The following is a 20,355-nucleotide window of genomic DNA, read 5'->3' as shown; positions in this document are numbered from 1 at the left end:
CCACAGGACCATTTTGCGGTCCGTGCATCTCATATTATTGTACGACAATAATCCGATATGATTGGATGTCAACCGCCGGAAGCGATTCAGGGGCGATCTTCGCGCTGAGAGAAAAGCCCTTTATTTATCGTTCTCTAGGATCCGCGCGAGGGTCTCGCGCGGCACCTGGATGTCGACGCCGGCGCGCTCTTCCTGCACCCGCATGGCGACGCGGGAGTCCTTCTGTCCCCAGCCCCGGTTGCGGGCCTCGGTCATGTCGGCGAGGGTCATCTGCGCCATGCGGGCCGGCACGCCGGCTTCGCGGGCGAGGTCGGCGGCGAGCGACACGTCCTTGAAGGCGAGGTCGAGGGCGAACGCCACCTGGTCGAAATCCCCCGGCAGGAACTGATCGGCCAGCCGATCGACGATGTTCTGCCGCCCCAGCGAGCCCTGGCGCAGGGCGGCGAACAGGGTCTCCGGCGGCAGGCCGGCCTTCACGCCAATGGTGAACACCTCCGCCAGCACCATCTGGATGCCGTAGTTCGCGCAATTGTGGGCGAGCTTGGCGGTGGTGGCGGCGCCGAGCGCGCCGAGATACATCACCCGGTCGCCCAGGCGCGCGAACAGGGGAGCGTGGGCGGTGAAGGCAGCTTCGTCTCCGCTCACCCACACGGCGAGCTTGCCGCTCGCCGCGCCCTTCGGGCCGCCGCTGACGGGGGCATCGAGCAGTGTCACGCCACGCTCGGCAAGGTGGGCGCCGAGGGCCCGTGTGGCCGATGGCGCGCCGGTGGTCATGTCGATGAGCGTGGCGCCGGCGGTGAAGCCCTCCGCCAGGCCGGAGGGACCGAACACCACCGCTTCCACCTCCCGGGGACTCGGCAGCACGGTGAGCACGGTGCGGGCGCGGCTGGCGACGGTCGACGGGCTCTCGACCCATTGGGCGCCCAGCGCCTCGAACGCCGTCGCCGCCGCCCGTTGACGAGTGTGGATCACCAGCGGCTGCCCGGCCGCCAGCAGACGCCGCGCCAGCGGGCCGCCCATGGCGCCGAGGCCGATGAGGCCGAGGGGCTGCGAGGGGTCGAACGTCGCGTGGTCCATGCCGGGTCCTCCCGATGGGGATGCGCTTCAGACGGTTTCGAGGAAGGCGAGAAGCACGCGGTTCACCAGCGCCGGGGCTTCCACCGGGGAGATGTGCGAGACGTCGGGCAGGATCTCGAGCCGGGCGCCGGGAATGCCCGCGGCGATGGCCTCGGCTGCCGCCACCGGCGTGGTGGGATCGAGCGCCCCCACCATCACCAGGGTGGGCATGGCGAAGGCCGGCAGATGCGGCGCCACGTCGAGGGTGGAGATCATCTGCCACATGGCGGCGTGCACCTGCGGATCGGCGGCGCGTAGGGTCTTGGCAACGCGGTCGAGCACATCCGGTCGGCGGGCGGCGAAGGCGGGGGTGAACCAGCGCTCCAGCGTGGGGGTGAGGATGGCATCCATGCCCCCCGTGCGCACCATATCGCCACGACCGCGCACGGCGGCGCGTCCGGCATCGGAAAAGGTGCTCACGGTGTCGATGAGGGCGAGGGCGCGCACCAGCTCGGGCCGGGTGGCGGCGAGGTTCTGGGCGATCATGCCGCCCACCGAAAGGCCCACCACGCAGGCGGGACCGGCCTCGGCCCCGGTTATGACCGCCGCGAGATCGGCGGCCGCCGCCGCGAAGGACAGGGGCAGCTCCGGCCGCGCCGAGGCGCCATGGCCGGCAAGGTCGTAGGCGATGACGTCGAAGCGCTCCGCCAGCGCCTCGATCTGGCGATCCCAATAGGTGAGATCGAGACCCACCGCATGGACCAGCACCACCAGCGGCGCGCCGCGCACACCGGTGCGGATCTGGTTGAGGGCGGGAATGGACGGGGCGGACATGGCTTCCTCCAGTTGTTCTTGGTGCGGCCGGCACTTCGGCGTGCAGACATGCGCGCGCGATCCGGGATCAGGGTGATCCAGGTGGTGGGGTGAAAGATGCGGCGCGGGATGCCGCGCGGGCCGGCAGCGGGGGATCGGACCTCCGCCGCCGATGCGGGATTGCGGGCGGCCTAGACCCGGGCGAGCCGTGCGCCGCCTCGGGCCTTGGCGGCGGTGGTCGGTGTCGTTTTGGCGGCGCCCTTCACGGCAGCCTTCTCTTCCGCCTTTTCTTCCGCTTGGGCGGTGAGGATGGCGGTGGCGATGGCGGCGGCGTTGGTCACATGGCGGCGGCAGGCGAGGCCCGCCGCATCGGCATCGCGCCGGCTCAAGGCGTCCATCACCGCGCCGATCTCCTCCATGCTCTTGGCGAGGCGGCCGGGCTGGGAGAGGGTGTGGGCGCGCAGCATGGTGACCCGCCAGTGGATCATGCGCAGCATGTCCTCCAACACGGGATTGTGCGCGCCGGCGGTGAGGGCGGTGTAGAAGCTCGCCTTCATGGCCAAGAAGTCTTTGTCCGGCTTGCCCCGGCAGGCGCGCTTGAGGGCGGCGAAGGCGTTTTCAAGGGCCTTCAGCTCGGCGGCGCTGGCCCGCTCGGCGAAGCAGCGGCCGGCCATCTCCTCCAGGGTGGCGCGCAGCTCATAGATGGCGCGGGCATCCTCCACCGAATAGACCGCCACGATGGGCCCGCGATGGGGGATGATCTGCACCACCCCTTCGGCCGCGAGCTGGCTCAGGGCCTCGCGCAGAAGCGTGCGGCTGACCTGGAACATCTCGCAGATCTCTCGCTCGATCAGCCGGTCGCCCGATTGGAAGCGGCCGTCGAGAATGGCGGTCCGCAGCGCGTCGATGACCTGCTTCTTGAGCGATGCCGCCTGGTGCATGGCCGTAAGGCTGGCTGGCGTGGTCATGGGTCCTGTCCTCAAGCTGTCCTGAACCGGCCGGGGCCGGCGCCTCTATCTGCGGGGCGGCACGTCGAGCTGCGCGACGATGCCGGCGAGCTCCGGCCGCGGTGCCGGATAAAGCTGCATCACCAGCGGGTCGTGCCCGGGAATGATGTGGTCGGGCGAGGGGGCGGCGGCGCGCAGCAGATCGAACCCCTCCAGCATGCCCCCCACGTGGAAGGCGGTGACATAAGGCTTCTCCCGCTCCATGTTCTCATAAAAATGGGAGACATCGGAGGCGAGCACCACGGTGCCGCGCCGGGTGGCGACGCGCACGAACTGAAGGCCGGCCGAATGGCCCGGCGCCGGCTGGATGTCGACGCCCGGGGCAAGCTCCGCCGGGCCGTTGTAGAAGCGCACCCGGCCGGCGTAATTGGCCCGCACCATGCCCACCACGTCCTCCACCTCATAGGAATGTCGCAACTTTTGGTAGCGCATATAGCGGCCCACCGCATAGTGCATCTCGGCTTCGTGCAGGTGAAAAGTGGCCTTCGGGAACCGGTCGAAATTGCCCACGTGGTCATAATGCAGGTGGGTGAGGATGACGTCGGTGACCTCTTCCGGGGCGATGCCGACAAGGCGCAGGGCCTCCACCGGGCAGCGCAGGAAGTCGCGTTGGCGCCGTGCCGCCACCTCGGCGGTGAAGCCGGTATCCACCACGAAGGTGCGCTCGGGGCCCACCACCGCCCAGACATAATAGGCGAGCGGCATGGGCCCGTCGTGCGGGTCGCCGCCGATGAAATTGTCGGCCCGCCGGCCGGCGCGGCTCGCATATTGGAGGGCGTAGACGGTATAGGGCGAGGCGCTCATGAAACGACCTCCGGCGCGGCGATGCTGGCACGGAAACGGGCGGCATAATCGGCGATGCCCTGCTCCAGGCTGAAGGCCGGACGCCAGTTCAGCGCCGTGGCAGCGGCGGAAATGTCGAGGCTCGCCCGCATGCGGGCGTTCACCGCCTCGAGGGGGGTGAGCGTATCGCCGATTTCGATGTCGGCGCCGGGCACCACGTGGCGCACGATCTGCGCGACTTCTGACGCCGCGCGGGCGGCACCGGCGGAGACGTTGAACACCCGCTGCGCGCCTTCGGCCAGGGGGGCGATGGCGAGGGCCTTGACGATGGCCGCCGCGCAATCGGGCACATAGGTGTAATCGCGCTTCATGGGCCCGCCGGTGGCGAAGCGCACCGGCCGGCCGAGAACCGACTGTTCCACCATGGGCTTGATGAACATGGGGGTGCGCATGCCGAAGCCGTAGATGGCGGTGATGCGCAGCACCAGGAGATCAAGCCCGTGGAAACCCGCATAGGCGAGGGCGATGGCCTCCCCCGCCATTTTCGAGGTGCCGTAATGGGCCGCCGGATTGGCCTGGGCCACCGAAAAAACGGGATCGCTTTCGCGCAGCGGCCGCCCATCGCCACCGTGATAGGCCGCGTTGCTGGAGAGGTGCACGAGGCGCCTGAGATCCAGCTGGCGGGCCACCTCACACACATTCACCAGACCCATGACATTGGTGGCATAGGTGGCGGCCGGTTGCGCGAGGGAGGTTTCCAGCCCCACCATGCCGGCACTGTGGACGATGGCCTCGATGGCTTCGGCGCGACACACATCCATCAGCCGGGCGAGATCGGTGATCTGGCCGGCCGCGTGGGGCACGATGGCGTCGCCGAGGATGGCTTTCGCCTCCGGGCCGGGCGGCGCCATGTCGAAGCTCAGGGGCGCGTGCCCGGTGGCGGCGAGCGCCGCCGCCACATGGCTGCCGAGGAAACCGGAGCCGCCAGTCACCAGCACCCGCATGGGCAAGGCTCCTGCGCCGGAGGGGGGATGAGGCGGAGCGCCATGGCCGGCTGCCTAGTGCTGCGTCGCGTTGGGGTTCTGCTGGGCCGCCTGGGCCCGCTCGGCCAGCAGCACGCTCATGAGCGAGACCGCATATTCGCTGCGCGCGGGATCAGCGAGCTGGGCCGCCTCGCGGCCGAATTTGCGCAGCAGGGAGATGGACTTGGCATCCTGGGCGGCGATGAACTCGGCCACCTTCAGAGCTGCGGCCAGGGTCGTGCCCTTGGGCACCACCTGCGTGATGATGCCGTAGCGCTCGGCATCAGCGGCGGAGATCTCGCGGCTGGTGAGGGAGAGCTCGAAGCCGCGCTTGTAGGAGACGAAGCGGAACAGATAGGAGAGCACGATCAGCGGCGGCATGCCGTGGGACATTTCCGGCAGGGCGAACACCGCGTCCTCCGCCGCCACGACGTAATCCGCCTGGGCCGACATGCCGAAGCCCCAGCCGAAGGCCGCGCCTTCCACCGCCAGCACGGTGGGCACCGGCAGGGCCGCGAACGCGCTGTTGACCTTGAGGATGGCGTTGAGATCGTCCGCCACGTCCGAGGCCTGGGTGAGGCCGGTCTTGCCCTTGCGCCCGCCGCAGAAGGTGTCGCCGGCGCCGGTGACCACCAGCGCCCGCAGGCCGGGGCGGGTGGCGAGGGCGCCGGCGGTGTCGGCCAGCTCCAGCAGCGCGTCGGTGTCGAGATAGTTCCTGTCGCTTTGACCCACCAGGGTCAGCAGGGTCACGCCATTGCCCTTGTCCTCGACGCGCACGGCCATCCTTGAACTCCCTGTCGCGGCAGCCTCAGCGTGCCGCCATCCCTTTGATTTGGACCGGCAGTGTGGCACCGCTGGCCTCTCTTGTAAACTGATTGTACGACAATAATGCGCGGCGATCTCAGCACGCGCTCCAACCGGCATCCACCGGCAGCGCCGCGCCGTTGATGTCGCGCGCTTCCGGCGTCAGCAGGAACAGGATGAGGCCGCTCACCGCCGCCGGATCGATGAAGCGCCCGCCCGGCTGCTTGGTGGCGAGGAAGCGGCGGGTGGCCTCGGCGAGGGTGATGCTCTCTTGGGCGGCCAGGGTCTCGATGCGCGCCGACATGGTGGGCGTGGGCAGAGCGCCGGGGCAGACGAGATTGCACGAAATGTCGGTGCCGGCCACTTCCAGCGCCACCACCCGCGTGAGGCCGAGCAGGCCGGTCTTGGTGGTCACGTAGTCGATGCGGCTGGCGCTGGCGAACAGGCTGTAGACCGAGCCGAGATTGATGATGCGGCCATAGCCCCGCTCGCGCATGGCCGGCAGCACCGCGCGGATTGCATGGAAGGGGGCGGAGAGATTGACCGCCAGCGCCTCTTCCCAGCGCGCCGGGTCATAGTCCTCCACCGTCGCGAAGTGGCGCACCACGGCATTGTTCACCATCACGTCGATGGCGCCGAAGCGGGTGGTGGTGGCGGCGATGAGGTCGGCGACGCCGGCGGCATCGGCGATGTCGCCGGCGTGATAGGCGGCCGTGCCGGGGCCTGCGGCGTTGAGGCGGGCCAAGGGTTCGGCCATGGCGGAGGCAGGCTCCAGCCCATGCAGCATCACCCGGCAGCCGGCTTCCACCAGCCGCGTGCCGATGGCGAGCCCCAGCCCGCCGGTGGAGCCTGTCACCAGTGCCGTCTTATCCCGCATATGCTTCCTCCCGTGTTTTGATATTATTGCCAGACAATCCTATTAAATGGCAATGGCGATCTCGCCCGGACGGCGCCCCTGCGGTCCGCAAAACAAACGGCCGCCCGCGGGGTGTGCGGGCGGCCGGAGGGATGGGGACGTAGGGAGGGGCTGTCGCCCGCCCGCGGAGGTTCGCCTATTGGGCGGCCGCCGGCGGCACGATGGTGGCGACGATGGAGGCATCGAGGGCCTCGAAATCCTTCAGGCCGATGGTGTCGTAGAGTTCCGCCCGGGTCTGCATCTCGCCCACCATGGCCTTGGTGGAACCGTCGCGGGCCAGCGTCGCATAGAGCTTCTCCTGCGCCTTGTTGGCAACGCGCAGGGAGGAGACGGGCCAGATCACCATGCGATAGCCCATGGCCTCGAACTCATCAGCGGTGAAGAAGGGGGTGCGGCCGAATTCGGTCATGTTGGCGAGCAATGGCACGCCGGGCAGGCGCGCGGCGAAGGCCCGGAACATCTCGGGCGTGGTGAGCGCCTCGGGGAAGATGGCGTCGGCGCCGGCCTCCACATAGAGCTTGGCGCGGGCCACCGCCCCGTCGATGCCTTCGCTCGCCGCGGCGTCCGTGCGGGCGATGAGGTAGAGGTGGCGCCGGGCTTTGGCGGCGGCGGCGACCTTTGCTGCCATGTCGTGGGCGTCAGCCAGCTTCTTGTCGTTGAGGTGGCCGCATTTTTTCGGCAGGAGCTGGTCCTCGATGTGCACCGCGCCGGCGCCGGCTTCCTCGAAGGTGCGCACCATGTGCATCACATTGAGCGCCTCGCCATAGCCGGTGTCGCCATCCACCAGCAGCGGCAGGCCGCTGGCACGGGCGATCTGGCGGATGAAGAAGGCCACTTCGTCCACGGTGATGATGCCGAGATCCGGCAGCCCCATGGAAGCGGTCATGGCCGCCCCCGAGAGGTAGAGGCCGGAGAAGCCGGCGGCGCGCGCCTGGAGCGCGGCCATGCCGTTGTGGGCGCCGGGCAGGCGCGCGATGCCCCCCTGTTCCACCAACGCCCGGAAACGGGCGCCGGCGGCTTCGTTGGGCAGGTCGGAAGCGACGAGATACGGCATCTTCAACTCCTCACGCGGCGCGCACGTTCGCGCGGCCCCGCGCTTCCAGCGGCACGAACGTCTGCTTCTCCGGTCCCACATAATTGGCCGAGGGGCGGATGATCTTGTTATCGAGCCGCTGCTCGATGATGTGCGCGCTCCAGCCGGAGGTGCGGGCGATGACGAACAGCGGGGTGAACAGAGCCGTCGGCACCCCCATCATGTGGTAGGAGACGGCGCTGAACCAGTCGAGATTGGGGAACATCTTCTTGGCCTCGCCCATGACCGCCTCGATGCGGCTGGCGATGTCGAACATCTTCGTCGATCCCGCCTCCAGGGAGAGGCGCCGGGCCACCTCCTTGATCACCACATTGCGCGGGTCCGCAACCGTGTAGACCGGATGGCCGAAGCCGATCACCACCTCTTTGGCGGCCACGCGGCGGCGGATGTCGTCTTCCGCCTCGTCGGGCGTGGCGTAGCGCTTCTGGATCTCGAAGGCCACCTCATTGGCGCCGCCGTGCTTGGGGCCGCGCAGGGCGCCGATAGCGCCGGTGATGGCGGAGCAAAAGTCCGCTCCAGTGCCGGCGATGGAGCGGGCGGTGAAGGTGGAGGCGTTGAACTCGTGCTCCGCATAAAGGATCAGCGAGGTGTGCATGGCCCGCACTTGGCTCGCGCTCGGCGCCCGCCCGTGCAGAAGATGGAGGAAGTGGCCGCCGATACTGTCGTCGTCGGTCTCCACCTCAATGCGTCGGCCGTTCTGCGAGAATTGATACCAGTAAAGCAGCATGGAGCCGAGTGACGCCATCAACCGGTCGGCGATATCGCGGGCGCCGGGGGTGTTGTGGTCGGCCGCCTCCGGCAGCACGCAGCCGAGCGCGGAGACGCCGGAGCGCATCACATCCATGGGGTGCGCGGCCGCGGGCAGTTGCTCCAGGCTGCGGCGCACCGCCTCCGGCAGGCCGCGCAGCCCCTTCAGCTTGGCCTGATAGGCGGCGAGTTCGGCGCTGGTGGGCAGGGTGCCGTGCACCAGAAGGTGGGCGATCTCCTCGAAGGTGCAGGTCTCGGCCACGTCGAGAATGTCATAGCCACGGTAGTGCAGGTCGTTGCCGGAGCGGCCGACGGTGCACAGGGCGGTGTTGCCGGCCACCACGCCGGACAGCGCCACCGACTTCTTGGGCGCGGGCTTGGCCGCGCTCGCCTGATCCTCGGACATGGTTTCGGACATGGGCTCCTCCTGGATGACCGAATGGGCATGGCGCCGTGGCCATGGGACATAAGGACTTGAGTTTCCCCCGCCGCTTTGGCGGATGGCGAGGGACCCTCTCCCGCGAGGGGAGAGGGGGATGGCCGCTTCAGGCCGAGACGACGGCGAGTTCGGGGGCGGGACGGGCGCGCCAGTCGAAGATGCCAGTGGGGCGCACAGCGCCCAGCAGGGCGGGGTCCACCTGGAAGGTGAGGCCGCCGAGATCATCGGCCGTGAGCTTCGCCAGGCGCTCCACCGTGCCGAGGAAGCGCTCCTGCTCGGCGGGGGCGATGACGCCCTCGGCGAGGCTGCGGAACTTGGCGATATATTCGGCGCGGCCGAAGGGATGGGCGCCGAGGGGATGGGCATCGGCCACGGCCAGCTCGTCCTCGATCACCCGGCCGCCCTTCAGCGTCACCACCACGCGGCCGCCGAACGCCTTCTCCGCCGGATCGGGGCTGTGGTAGCGGCGGGTCCAGACCGGGTCCTCCACCGTGGAGATCTTGTGCCACAGCGCCACCGTGGAAGGCCGGCCGGCCCGCTCCGGCGCATAGGAGCGCGCGTGGTGCCAGGCGCCGTCCTCCAGGGCCACTGCGAAAATGTACATGATGGAATGGTCGAGGGTTTCCCGGCTCGCCGTGGGGTCCATCTTCTGCGGATCGTTGGCGCCGGTGCCGATCACATAATGGGTGTGGTGGGAGGTGTGGATGACGATGTGTTCCACCTGCGACAGATCGCTGATCTTGTCGCGCAGCCGCCGGGCGAGGTCGATCAGCGCCTGGCTCTGGTATTCGGCCGAATGCGCCTTGGTGTAGGTGTCCATGATGGCGCGCTTGGCTTCGCCGTTCTCCGGCAGCGGCACGATGTATTCCGCCTTCGGACCGCCCAGCATCCAGGCGATGAAGCCATCCTCGCCTTCCCACGCGGGGGAGGGGGCGCCTTCGCCGCGCATCACCCGGTCCACCGCTTCCACCGCCATCTTGCCGGCGAAGGCGGGGGCATAGGCCTTCCAGGATGAAATCTCGCCCTTGCGTGACTGGCGGGTGGTGGTGGTCACATGCAGTGCCTGCTGCACCGCCTGGTAGACGGTCTCGGTGGAAAGGCCCAGGGCGGCGCCGATGCCCGCGGCGGCGGACGGGCCGAGATGGGCGATATGGTCGATCTTGTGGGCGTGCAGGCACATGCCCTTCACGAGGTCCACCTGGATCTCGTAGCCGGTCGCAATGCCGCGCACCAATGCGGCGCCATCGAGCCCGCAATGCTGGGCCACGGCCAGCACCGGCGGGATGTTGTCGCCGGGGTGGGAGTATTCCGCGGCGAGGAAGGTGTCGTGGAAATCGAGCTCCCGCACCGCCACGCCATTGGCCCAGGCTGCCCATTCGGGCGAGACGCGCCGGTGGGCAGAGAGGCCGAACACGGTGGCGCCGGGCTGGTAGGGATGGGCCAGCGCCTGCGCCCGGGCGCTTGCCACCGGGCGGCGGGTGAGGGAGGCGGCGGCCACCGCCGCATTGTCGATGATGCGGTTGCCGATCATCTCCACCACATCGCCATCCACCGGCACGGGATCGGTGGCGACTTCGGCGATCTGCCAGGCGAGCTGCTCGGCGCGGGGCAGGTTTTCGGCAGACGTGTGGGTGCGAACATGATGCTGCTTCACGGGGTTGGATCCTCGGTGTTGGGGCAAAGGGTGGGGGCGCCCGGGGGTGGCACCGGCACGGGGCGTCCGGTGGCATCCACCGCCACCATCTCGAAGGCGCCGCGCACGGCGAGCCGGCGGGCGCCGGAGAGCAGGGCCTCGGCGGTCATCTCCACCACCACGGTCATGGAGGTGCGGCCGATGCGGGTGACGCGGGCATTGAGCTCGACGATCTCCCCCACCTGAACGGGCACGTGGAATTCAGTCTTTTCCGCGCTCGCCATGACCACCGGCGCACGGGCCCGGCGGCTGGCGGCGACGAACGCCGCCTTGCCCATGAGCGAGAGCGCGTTGCCGCCGAACAGGGTGCCGTAATGGTTGGCCTGGTCGGGAAACACCATCTCCACGAACGCCGTCTCGGCGGGGCCGCCGGTGGCCGGCGCGGGGCTGGCGCGGCTCGGTGCGGGCGCGGGCATCTCAGGCCGCCCCGGAGGTTGCCGGTGCGCGCACCAGCGGGATCATCTGGTCGCCCCAGGCGCCGGCGCCGTCGTGGTGGCGCGACACTCGCACCAGCTCCACCGAGACCCCCGCCGCCACCGCGCGCTGGATCGCCTCATTCACGCGGTGCACCGCGTCGGCCACGCGATTGATGGCCCGATCCTGCTCGGGCAGCTCCTGCGCGGCCACGGCCTTGAACTCGACGCTCATGGGAACCCTCCTCGGGGTGTGTGCGGGCGGATGTCTGAAAGGGGCCCCACCGCCCGGGGTCGCGCGCCCGGACGGTGGGGGTCGAAGCCGGAGGTCGCGGCTTCGGGGCGTCGGGTCGCTATTCGGCCGCGAACTGGTTCATGGTGTTGGCGGCGCCGCCGGCCTTCAGGGCCCGCGCGCCGCCCACCATTTCCTTGAAGGCATCGCCGAGATCGGAGCCCACCTCGTGCTGGTGCTTGACCGCCGAGACGCCGCGCCGGATCTCCTCGCGCTGCACGGTGTTCACATAGGCCTTCATGCGGTCCGGGCCGAAATAGCCGTGGCTCAGCTCGTCCATGCTCTTGGCGGTGAGGTGGAAGGTAGGCAGGGTGATGAGGTTGTGGAACACGCCGGCCTCCCGGGCGATGTCCTCCTGGAAGCGGGCAAGGCGCGCATCCGCTTCCCGGCCCAGCTCGTCGTCGTCCAGCTTGGCGGACATGAGCAGCGCGCCATCGGGATAGCTCTCGGCGCCGGCCCGGCCGGAGGCGATCCACTCGGCCCGCACCTGCCTGCGAATGTTCAAGGTCCAGTTGAACGACGGGGAATTGTTGTAGGCGAGCTTGGCGTTGGGCGCGGCGGCGCGGATCTCCTTCACCATGCTCGCGATGTCCGCCACGTTGGGGGTGTCGGTTTCGATCCACAACAGGTCGGCCCCGCCGAGGGTGAGGGCGGCGATGCAGTCCTCGATCACCCGCGCCCGGCCGGATCCGTCCTTGAAGGCGAACAGGCCGTTGGCGAGGCGCGCGGGGCGCACCAGCGTGCCATCCTGCATGAGGCCCAGTTCGCCCTCGCGCAGCGGATGGGTGGGGGTGACGGGCTCGGTCTTCAGCCACTTGGTGTACTGGCTGGCGAGGTCGCCGGGCTGCTGGCTCACCGGGATCTTCTGGGTGAGGCCGGCGCCGAGGCTGTCGGTGCGGGCGACGATGACCCCATCGGGCACGCCCAGTTCCTCGAAGGCGAGACGGCAGGCGCGGAGCTTCTCGATGAAGTCCTCGCGCGGCACCGTCACCTTGCCGTCCTGGTGCCCGCACTGCTTGGCATCGGACACCTGGTTCTCGATCTGCAGGCAGCAGGCGCCCGCCTTGATCATCTCCTTGGCGAGCAGGTAGGTGGCGTGCTCATTGCCGAAGCCGGCGTCGATGTCGGCGATGATCGGCACCACATGGGTTTCGAAGCCGTCGATGGCGGCGATGGCTTCGCGCTCGGCGGCGGCATCGCCCTTGGCGCGGGCAGCCTTGAGGACCTTGAACAGGTCGTTGAGCGCCACTTCGTCGGCCTGGCGCAGGGAAATGTAGATTTCCTCGATCAGGTCCACCACGGCGGTCTTCTCGTGCATGGACTGGTCGGGCAGGTGGCCGAAGCGGTTGCGCAGGCCCGCCACCATCCAGCCGGAAAGATAGACATAGGCGCCCTTGGCGCTGCCGCGCAGGTGCTTCACCGACTTGATCATCTGCTGCGCGTGGAAGCCAGACCAGCAGCCCAGCGACTGGGTGAAGCGGGAGGGATCGGCATCATAGACCGCCATGTCGGCCCGCATCACCTTGGCCATGGCCCGGGCGATGTCGAGATGGGTGTCGAAGGTGTTCTGCGCCCGCAGCTGAATGATGTCGTCCACGCTCACGCCCCCTGGCGCGACGCCTCCGGGAAAGCGGGAGTGCAGTTCGGTGCTGAGTTCGCCATAGCTCTTGCGCGCCCCCATGGGTGGTCCTTCCTGTTTCGCATCTGTTGGCGTGGGGTCCGGGGCGCGGGAAAAAGCGCTTGCGGCCGGACTGTTTCCTCACAATATTCGCGGCTGAAAAATCGCGAAATGACTGAAAATGTGTGGTTTTGCGAAGCGTTTGGCGCGGATTTGCGAATGTTGCAAATTCAGGTGCGGGGGGCGTGCGGTGAAGAAGAGCTTCGTTGGGGTGCGGCTGAAGCGGCTCCGGGAAGAGCGCGGGCTGACCCAGCTGGCGCTGGCCCAGGCGCTGGGCCTGTCGGCCAGCTACCTCAACCAGCTGGAGAAGAACCAGCGGCCGCTCACCGTGCCGGTGCTGCTGAAGCTGAACGAGGTCTTCGGCGTCGATGTGCAGCTGTTCTCGGAGGGTGAGGAAGGCCGGCTGATGGCGGACCTGCGGGAGGTGTTCGCCGATCCCATGAACGACCCGGCCGGCGGCGAGCAGGTGAGCCTCGCCGAGCTGAAGGAAGTGGCCACCGCCATGCCGGCTCTCGGTCGCGCCGTGGTGGCGCTGCACCGGCGCTGGCGCCACGCTTTGGAGCGGGCCGATGCCATGGCCGGGGAACTGGGCCTCGGTTCCGGCGGTCGCACCACCCTGACCGCGCCCATGCCCTATGAGCAGGTGCGTGATTTCTTCTATGCCCACCACAATTACTTTACCGAGCTCGATGTCGCTGCGGAGCAACTGGCAGATGCTGCCCATCTTGCGCCCGGAGACCTGGCGGAGGGGCTCGCCCGCCACCTGGAGACGCGCCACGGCGTGCGGGTGGTGCGCGCATCGGCGGAAGCGGACGGGGAAAGCGCCGGCGAGGGGCTGCGCCGGTTTCTGCCGGCCGAGCGGGTGCTGCGGCTGGCGGCACGGCTGGATGATGGCCAGCGGGCCTTCCAGATCGCCACCCAGCTCGCCTTCCTGGAGCAGGGCGGCCTGATCGAAGCGTTGGCCGCCGCCGCGGCTCAGGGGGCGCGGGAGACCCATGCCTTGGCGCGCATCGGCCTCGCCAATTATTTCGCCGGCGCCCTGTTGATGCCCTATGGCGCCTTCCTCGCCGCGGCGGAGGCGGAGCGCTACGATATCGAGCGCCTTGGCGCCCGCTTTGGCGTGGGCTTCGAGACCATCTGCCACCGCCTCAGTTCCCTGCAGCGGCCGGGGGCGGTGGGAGTGCCGTTCTTCTTCATCCGGGTGGATCGTGCCGGCAACATCTCCAAGCGCCAGTCGGCCACTGATTTCCACTTCTCCCGGGTGGGCGGCACCTGCCCGCTGTGGAATGTCTACGAGGCTTTTGCCCAGCCCGGCCGCATCCTGACCCAGGTGGCGCAGATGCCCGATGGGCGCACCTATCTGTGGATCGCCCGCACCGTGCATCATGGCGCGGGGGGCTATGGGGAGCCGGGCAAGACCTTCGCCATCGGCCTGGGCTGCGACATCCGCCACTCCGGGCGGCTGGTGTATTCCAAGGGCCTCGCCGTAGACGACCCCACCGCCGCGATTCCGATCGGCGCCGGCTGCAAGGTGTGTGAGCGGCCGGCCTGCCCGCAGCGGGCCTTCCCGATGATCGGCCGAACCCTGGCGGTGGATGAGAACCGCAGCGTCTTCACGCCCTATGCCGCGGGCTGAGGGACGGCTGTGCAGAAATCACGACATAAAGATGTCCTTATATCCTTCTTGACAGGGGCGGGCGGCTCGGCTCAGATCGCGTTTGTCGTGGTTCTCCGGGGTCCTTGGGCACCGGAGCTAAGAGGGAAGCCGGTGCAAGGCCGGCGCTGCCCCCGCAACTGTGAGCGGTGAGCCAGGGTCCATTCATGTCACTGGGCGCAAGCCCGGGAAGGCGGACCTGAAGCGATGATCCGTGAGCCAGGAGACCTGCCGTGACACAACACGTCCTCGGGCGGGGTGTCCCGGTGGTGCGCTTTGGCTCCGCCGGCTGCGCCGTGCCGGGTCCTTGTCGCTTGCCGCCACGGCCTTGCCCCCAATCATAGGGCCTCAACGCCGTGACCACGTTTTCTCAATCCTCCATCGCGGTAGCCACCCTCGGTACCCCGCGCATCGGCCCCCGTCGCGAACTGAAGCATGCGCTGGAAAGTTTCTGGGCCGGCAGGACCACGCAGGCGGAGCTCCTGGCCACCGCCGCCAGCCTGCGCGCCGCCAATTGGGCCCGGCAGCGGGCGCGTGGGGTCACCATCATCCCCTCCAACGATTTCTCCCTTTACGACCACGTGCTCGACACCTCGGTGATGGTGGGGGCGATTCCGCAGATCTACGGCTGGAGCGGCGGCAAGGTGCCGCTGCCGATCTATTTCGCCATGGCGCGCGGCAGTATCGGTGCGCAAGAGGCGGCCTGTGGGCATGCTCATGGGGCGTCGGGCGTACCGGCGCAGGAAATGACCAAGTGGTTTGACACCAATTACCACTATATGGTGCCTGAATTCGCGCCAGAACAACGCTTCGAGGTGGCCAGCCTCAAAGTCGTCGATGAGTATCGCGAGGCGAAGGCCCTCGGTTTTGACACGCGCCCCGTGCTGCTGGGGCCGGTGACCTTCCTCAAGCTCGGCAAGTCCAAGGTCGAGGGGTTCGATCCGCTGTCGCTGCTGAGCAACCTGCTGCCGGTCTACACGGATATCCTGCGCCGGCTGGCGGCCAATGGGGCGCAATGGGTGCAGATGGACGAGCCGGCCCTGGTGCTCGACCTGACCGACGCGGAGCGGGCCGCCTTCCGCCGTGCCTATGGCACCTTTGCCCGTGCCTTGCCCGATCTCAAGATCATGCTCACCCCCTATTTCGGCGCCCTCGGCGACAATCTCGACACGGCCCTGGCCTTGCCGGTGGCGGGGCTCCACCTCGATCTTTGTCGCGCGCCGGAGCAGCTTGAACAGGTGGCCGGGCGCGCACCCCTGGGGCTGGTGCTGTCTCTCGGGATCATCGACGGGCGCAACATCTGGCGCGCCGATCTGCCGGCCCAGGTTGAGCGCCTGAAGCCCGTGGTGGCAAAGCGGGGCACCGACCATGTCGAGCTCGCGCCCTCCTGCTCGCTGCTGCATGTGCCCATCGATCTGGAGCAGGAGACCGATCTCGATCCGGACCTGACGTCCTGGCTCGCCTTCTCCGTGCAGAAGATGGACGAGCTGGCGGTGCTGGCGGCGGCCCTGGCCGGACGGGCGGAGGAGGTTCAGCCGGCGCTCGCGGCCTCCGCGTCGGCCGCTGCCGCCCGTCGCACCTCGCCCAAGGTGCACACTGCGGCGGTGGAGGCGCGGGCCGCCGCTGTCACCCCCGCCATGGGCCGCCGCGCCCATCCGTTCGCGGTGCGGGCGGAGGTGCAGCGCCGGCGGTTCGCTCTGCCGGCTTTTCCCACCACCACCATCGGCTCGTTCCCGCAGACCGCCGAGGTGCGGCAGGCGCGAGCGGCCCATGCCAAGGGGGCACTGGACGATGAGGCCTACGCGGCCTTCCTGAAGGCGGAGACGGCCCGCACCATCCGCTGGCAGGAAGAGATCGGCCTCGACGTGCTGGTGCATGGCGAGTTCGAGCGCAACGACATGGTGCAGTATTTCGGCGAGCAGCTCTCCGGCTTCGCTTTCACCAGGCATGGCTGGGTGCAGAGCTACGGCTCGCGCTATGTGCGCCCGCCCATCCTGTTCGGCGATGTCGCGCGCCCGGCGCCCATGACGGTGGCGTGGTGGCGCCATGCCCAGTCCCTCACCGACAAGCCGGTGAAGGGCATGCTCACGGGGCCGGTGACCATCCTCAACTGGTCGTTTGTGCGTGACGACATCCCGCGCAGCGCCGCCTGCCGCCAGATCGCCCTCGCCATCCGCGATGAGGTGCACGATCTGGAGCGGGCCGGCGCCGCCATGATCCAGATCGACGAGGCGGCGTTGCGTGAGGGCCTGCCCCTGCGCCATGGCGAATGGGGCGCCTATCTCGACTGGGCGGTGGCGTGCTTCCGCCTGTGCGCATCGGGCGTCGCGGACGAAACTCAGATCCACACCCACATGTGCTATTCGGAATTCAACGACATCATTGCCGCCATCGCCGCTATGGATGCGGACGTGATCTCCATCGAGACCTCGCGCTCGAAGATGGAGTTGCTGGATGCCTTCAAGACCTACAAATATCCCAACGAGATCGGCCCGGGCGTCTATGACATCCATTCGCCCCGGGTGCCGGGCACCGAGGAGATGGCGGCGCTGATCGGCCTCGCCCGTCAGCGGCTGGATGACGCCCAGATCTGGATCAACCCCGATTGCGGCCTGAAGACCCGCAAATGGGACGAGGTGAAGCCGGCGCTCATCAACATGGTGGCCGCCGCCCGCGCGCTGCGCGCGCTATCGGCCTGAGTCCCGACCCGGCGCGGCGTGGCCCGCGCCGGGTGCTTTTCCGGTCGTCTAAATATTGACATAGGCGGGGATGGTTGGCCTACATTTAGTGGTCACGGTCCCCTGAGTCGAAAGGCCAGGGGCGAAGAGGGAAACCGGTGTGAAGCCGGTGCTGCCCCCGCAACTGTCAGCGGCAAGCCAAGGTCCAATCCTGTCACTGGGCGCAAGCCTGGGAAGACGGACCCGACGCGACGACCCGCGAGCCAGGAGACCTGCCGTGACACCGCAATCGTCCTCGGGCGGGGTGTCCCGGTGGATCGCAGGTCCGGCTCGGGGCGCGTGCGCTTGGCCGCTTTGCGTCCGCTCGGCCTTTGCCCCCAGAGCATGGGGTTTGAGCCGAATGTCCCTCGAAATTCTCTCCGCGCGCCCGCAGTCCGCGCCCCTCGCGCCGCCGCCCGCCCTCCGGGGGGCGGACCCCGCCTATCAGGTGATCCGGCGCAACGGGGCGGTGACGCCGTTCGATCCGGCCAAGATCGCGGTGGCGCTTACCAAGGCGTTCCTGGCGGTGGAAGGCGGCTCGGCCGCAGCCTCGCGCCGGGTGCACGACATCGTTGTCGATCTCACCGCCCAGGTGGTCGCCAACCTGACCCGCCGGGTGGAGGCGGGGCGCACCTTCCATATCGAGGATGTGCAGGACCAGGTGGAACTGGCGCTGATGCGCGGCGAGCACCACAAGGTGGCCCGCGCCTATGTGCTCTATCGCGAGGAACGGGCGCGGGAGCGGGCCGCGGCGCGCGCACCTGTCGCGCAGACGCAGGCTCCGCGCCTTCACATGCGCGCCGCCGATGGAGCCCTCGTGCCGTTCGACGACGCGCGGCTGGATGCGCTGGTGCGCGAGGCCTGCGCCGGCCTCGATGGCACGACGGCAGAACCCATCCTCGCCGAGACGCGGCGCAATCTCTATGACGGCATCTCCCAGGAGGAGTTGGCGCTGGCACCCATTCTCGCCGCCCGCACTCTGATTGAGACCGAGCCCAATTATTCCAAGGTTTCCGCCCGCCTGCTCACCGACACCCTGCGGCGCGAGGCGCTGAGCTTCGTGTTCCACCGGCCGGAGGCGGCGACGCAGACAGAGATGGCGGCGCGCTATGGCGATTATTTCCCCGCCTTCATCGCCGCCGGTGTCGCAGCCGAGCTCCTGGACCCCGAGCTCGCCCGCTTCGACCTGCCGCGCCTTGCCGCCGCGCTGAAGCCGGAGCGGGACCTGCAGTTCGATTATCTCGGGCTCCAGACCCTTTATGATCGCTATTTCCTGCACGTCTCCGGCACCCGCTTCGAGCTGCCGCAGGCCTTCTTCATGCGGGTGGCCATGGGCCTGGCGCTGCGCGAGATCGATCGGGAGGCGCGGGCGATCGAATTCTATGACCTGCTCTCGTCTTTCGATTTCATGGCCTCGACCCCCACTTTGTTCAACGCCGGCACCCTGCGCCCGCAATTGTCCTCCTGCTTCCTCACCACCGTGCCCGATGATCTCGACGGCATCTTCAAGGCCATCCGCGACAATGCGCTGCTCGCCAAATATTCCGGCGGCCTCGGCAATGACTGGACGCCGGTGCGGGGCCTTGGCGCCCACATCAAGGGCACAAATGGCGAAAGCCAAGGGGTGGTGCCGTTCCTGAAGGTGGCCAACGACACGGCCATCGCCGTCAACCAGGGCGGCAAGCGCAAGGGTGCCGTGTGCGCCTATCTCGAAACCTGGCATGTGGACATCGAGGAATTCCTCGACCTGCGCAAGAACACCGGCGACGACCGCCGCCGCACCCATGACATGAACACCGCCAATTGGATCCCGGACCTGTTCATGGAGCGGGTGGAGGCCGGCGCCGATTGGACCCTGTTTTCACCCGATGAAGTGAGCGACCTGCACGACCTCTATGGCGCGCCCTTCAAGGCCGCTTACGAAGCCTATGAGGCGCAGGCGGCGCGGGGCGAGATCAAGGTGTTCCGCACCGTGAAGGCGGTGGAGCTGTGGCGGCGCATGCTCACTCTTCTGTTCGAGACCGGCCATCCCTGGATCACCTTCAAGGATCCCTGCAACCTGCGCTCGCCGCAGCGCCATGTGGGGGTGGTGCATTCCTCGAACCTGTGCACCGAGATCACCCTCAACACCTGTGCCGACGAAGTGGCGGTGTGCAATCTCGGCTCGGTCAATCTCGCCGCGCACGTGGCGGCCGAGGGGCTCGATCTCGAGCGGCTGCGCCGCACCGTCTCCACCGCCATGCGTATGCTGGATAATGTGGTGGACATCAATTTCTACACCATCCCGCAGGCGCGCCGCTCGAACCTGCGCCACCGTCCGGTGGGCCTGGGGCTGATGGGCTATCAGGATGCGCTGGAGAAACTCGGCCTGCCCACCGCCTCGGAGGGGGCGGTGGCGTTCGCCGACACCTCCATGGAGGCGCTGAGCTATTTCGCCATTTCCGCGTCGGTGGACCTTGCCGCCGAGCGCGGGCGCTATGCCTCGTTCGAGGGCTCGTTATGGTCCAAGGGCATCTTGCCCCTGGACAGCCTCGATCTTCTGGCCGAGGCCCGGCGTGGCCATGTGGAACTGGACCACTCCGCGACCCAGGACTGGGCGGCCCTGCGCGCCCGGGTGATCGAGGTGGGCATGCGCAATTCCAATGTGCTGGCCATTGCGCCCACCGCCACCATCTCCAACATCGTTGGCGTCTCCCAATCCATCGAGCCGGCCTATAGTCAGCTTTATGTGAAGGCGAACATGTCCGGCGACTTCACGGTGGTGAACGCCCATCTGGTGCGCGACCTCAAGGCCCGAGGCCTGTGGGACGAGGTGATGGTGTCCGATCTCAAATATTATGATGGCATGGTGAGCGCGATTGATCGGGTGCCGGAAGATCTGAAGGCGCTTTATGCCACCGCGTTCGAGATTGCGCCGGAATGGCTGATCCGCGCCGCCGCGCGGCGCCAGAAATGGATCGATCAGAGCCAGTCGCTCAATCTCTACATGGCCGAACCCTCGGGCCGGAAGCTGGACGAGGCCTATCGCTTCGCCTGGCGACAGGGGTTGAAGACCACTTATTATCTGCGCGCCCGCTCCGCCACCCATGTGGAGAAGTCCACCCTGAAGGGCACAGACGGCAAGCTCAATGCCGTCGGTGCCGCGCCCATCCTGGTGGAGGTGCCGCGCGCCTGCGCCATCACCGATCCCACCTGCGAAGCCTGCCAGTGAACGGGCAAGGAGATATG

At 68.3% G+C, this 20,355-nt stretch carries 16 protein-coding genes and 2 riboswitches; of the genes, 3 read left to right on the top strand and 13 right to left on the bottom strand.

Translation table 11 applies throughout. The annotated features are described in order from the left end of the window. Positions 1-120: 120 nt before the first annotated feature. The 13 genes from ACU4E7_RS01885 to ACU4E7_RS01825 form a co-directional block, all read right to left on the bottom strand. Complete coding sequence (locus ACU4E7_RS01885; protein WP_447020455.1) at positions 121-1,077, bottom strand: NAD(P)-dependent oxidoreductase; 957 nt, start codon at positions 1,075-1,077, stop codon at positions 121-123. Positions 1,078-1,104: 27 nt separating this feature from the next. Further along, on the bottom strand, positions 1,105-1,890 hold the full coding sequence (locus tag ACU4E7_RS01880) for an alpha/beta fold hydrolase (RefSeq protein WP_447020454.1): 786 nt from the start codon (positions 1,888-1,890) through the stop codon (positions 1,105-1,107). Positions 1,891-2,060: 170 nt separating this feature from the next. Next, positions 2,061-2,837 (bottom strand): GntR family transcriptional regulator, encoded by a 777-nt coding sequence (locus ACU4E7_RS01875; RefSeq protein WP_447020453.1) that lies wholly within the window; start codon positions 2,835-2,837, stop codon positions 2,061-2,063. Between the two features lie 45 nt (positions 2,838-2,882). Next, positions 2,883-3,680, bottom strand: a complete 798-nt coding sequence (locus ACU4E7_RS01870) for an N-acyl homoserine lactonase family protein (RefSeq protein WP_447020452.1) — start codon at positions 3,678-3,680, stop codon at positions 2,883-2,885. Beyond that, the gene (locus ACU4E7_RS01865; RefSeq protein WP_447020451.1) at positions 3,677-4,663 is read right to left on the bottom strand and encodes an NAD-dependent epimerase/dehydratase family protein; all 987 of its coding nucleotides are present in this window, start codon (positions 4,661-4,663) and stop codon (positions 3,677-3,679) included. The genes ACU4E7_RS01870 and ACU4E7_RS01865 overlap by 4 nt, the downstream gene beginning before the upstream one ends. A 54-nt stretch (positions 4,664-4,717) precedes the next feature. Then, on the bottom strand, positions 4,718-5,464 hold the full coding sequence (locus tag ACU4E7_RS01860) for an enoyl-CoA hydratase/isomerase family protein (protein WP_447020450.1): 747 nt from the start codon (positions 5,462-5,464) through the stop codon (positions 4,718-4,720). Between the two features lie 118 nt (positions 5,465-5,582). Beyond that, the gene (locus tag ACU4E7_RS01855) at positions 5,583-6,362 is read right to left on the bottom strand and encodes an SDR family NAD(P)-dependent oxidoreductase (RefSeq protein ID WP_447020449.1); all 780 of its coding nucleotides are present in this window, start codon (positions 6,360-6,362) and stop codon (positions 5,583-5,585) included. A 175-nt stretch (positions 6,363-6,537) separates the two neighbouring features. Next, the gene (gene prpB, locus ACU4E7_RS01850) at positions 6,538-7,455 is read right to left on the bottom strand and encodes a methylisocitrate lyase (protein ID WP_447020448.1); all 918 of its coding nucleotides are present in this window, start codon (positions 7,453-7,455) and stop codon (positions 6,538-6,540) included. Between the two features lie 10 nt (positions 7,456-7,465). Further along, positions 7,466-8,659 (bottom strand): bifunctional 2-methylcitrate synthase/citrate synthase, encoded by a 1,194-nt coding sequence (gene prpC / locus ACU4E7_RS01845; RefSeq protein WP_447020447.1) that lies wholly within the window; start codon positions 8,657-8,659, stop codon positions 7,466-7,468. A gap of 127 nt (positions 8,660-8,786) precedes the next feature. Continuing rightward, complete coding sequence (locus ACU4E7_RS01840) at positions 8,787-10,334, bottom strand: MmgE/PrpD family protein (RefSeq protein WP_447020446.1); 1,548 nt, start codon at positions 10,332-10,334, stop codon at positions 8,787-8,789. Next, on the bottom strand, positions 10,331-10,789 hold the full coding sequence (locus tag ACU4E7_RS01835) for an acyl-CoA thioesterase (RefSeq protein WP_447020445.1): 459 nt from the start codon (positions 10,787-10,789) through the stop codon (positions 10,331-10,333). Before ACU4E7_RS01835 ends, ACU4E7_RS01840 begins: the two co-directional genes overlap by 4 nt. Before the next feature lies 1 nt (position 10,790). After that, the gene (locus ACU4E7_RS01830) at positions 10,791-11,021 is read right to left on the bottom strand and encodes a hypothetical protein (protein WP_238120746.1); all 231 of its coding nucleotides are present in this window, start codon (positions 11,019-11,021) and stop codon (positions 10,791-10,793) included. A 118-nt stretch (positions 11,022-11,139) separates the two neighbouring features. Continuing rightward, the gene (locus ACU4E7_RS01825) at positions 11,140-12,759 is read right to left on the bottom strand and encodes an isocitrate lyase (protein WP_447020444.1); all 1,620 of its coding nucleotides are present in this window, start codon (positions 12,757-12,759) and stop codon (positions 11,140-11,142) included. 187 nt (positions 12,760-12,946) lie between these two features. Here ACU4E7_RS01825 and ACU4E7_RS01820 point away from each other — a divergent pair, with 187 nt between their 5' ends. The 3 genes from ACU4E7_RS01820 to ACU4E7_RS01810 all read left to right on the top strand — a co-directional run bounded on the left by ACU4E7_RS01820 (position 12,947) and on the right by ACU4E7_RS01810 (position 20,338). Continuing rightward, positions 12,947-14,392 (top strand): short-chain fatty acyl-CoA regulator family protein, encoded by a 1,446-nt coding sequence (locus ACU4E7_RS01820; protein ID WP_447020443.1) that lies wholly within the window; start codon positions 12,947-12,949, stop codon positions 14,390-14,392. Positions 14,393-14,463: 71 nt separating this feature from the next. After that, positions 14,464-14,660: riboswitch (cobalamin riboswitch) on the top strand. A 106-nt stretch (positions 14,661-14,766) separates the two neighbouring features. After that, positions 14,767-17,109: a 5-methyltetrahydropteroyltriglutamate--homocysteine S-methyltransferase gene (gene metE, locus ACU4E7_RS01815; RefSeq protein ID WP_447020442.1), complete on the top strand. Its 2,343-nt coding sequence runs from the start codon at positions 14,767-14,769 to the stop codon at positions 17,107-17,109. Between the two features lie 78 nt (positions 17,110-17,187). Then, positions 17,188-17,382: riboswitch (cobalamin riboswitch) on the top strand. Between the two features lie 106 nt (positions 17,383-17,488). Continuing rightward, positions 17,489-20,338, top strand: coding sequence for a ribonucleoside-diphosphate reductase subunit alpha (locus ACU4E7_RS01810; protein ID WP_447020441.1), 2,850 nt, complete (start codon positions 17,489-17,491; stop codon positions 20,336-20,338). Positions 20,339-20,355: the final 17 nt, after the last annotated feature.

This window comes from Xanthobacter sp. ZOL 2024, assembly GCF_052932325.1.
This window is presented reverse-complemented; position numbering and strand designations above follow the sequence as displayed.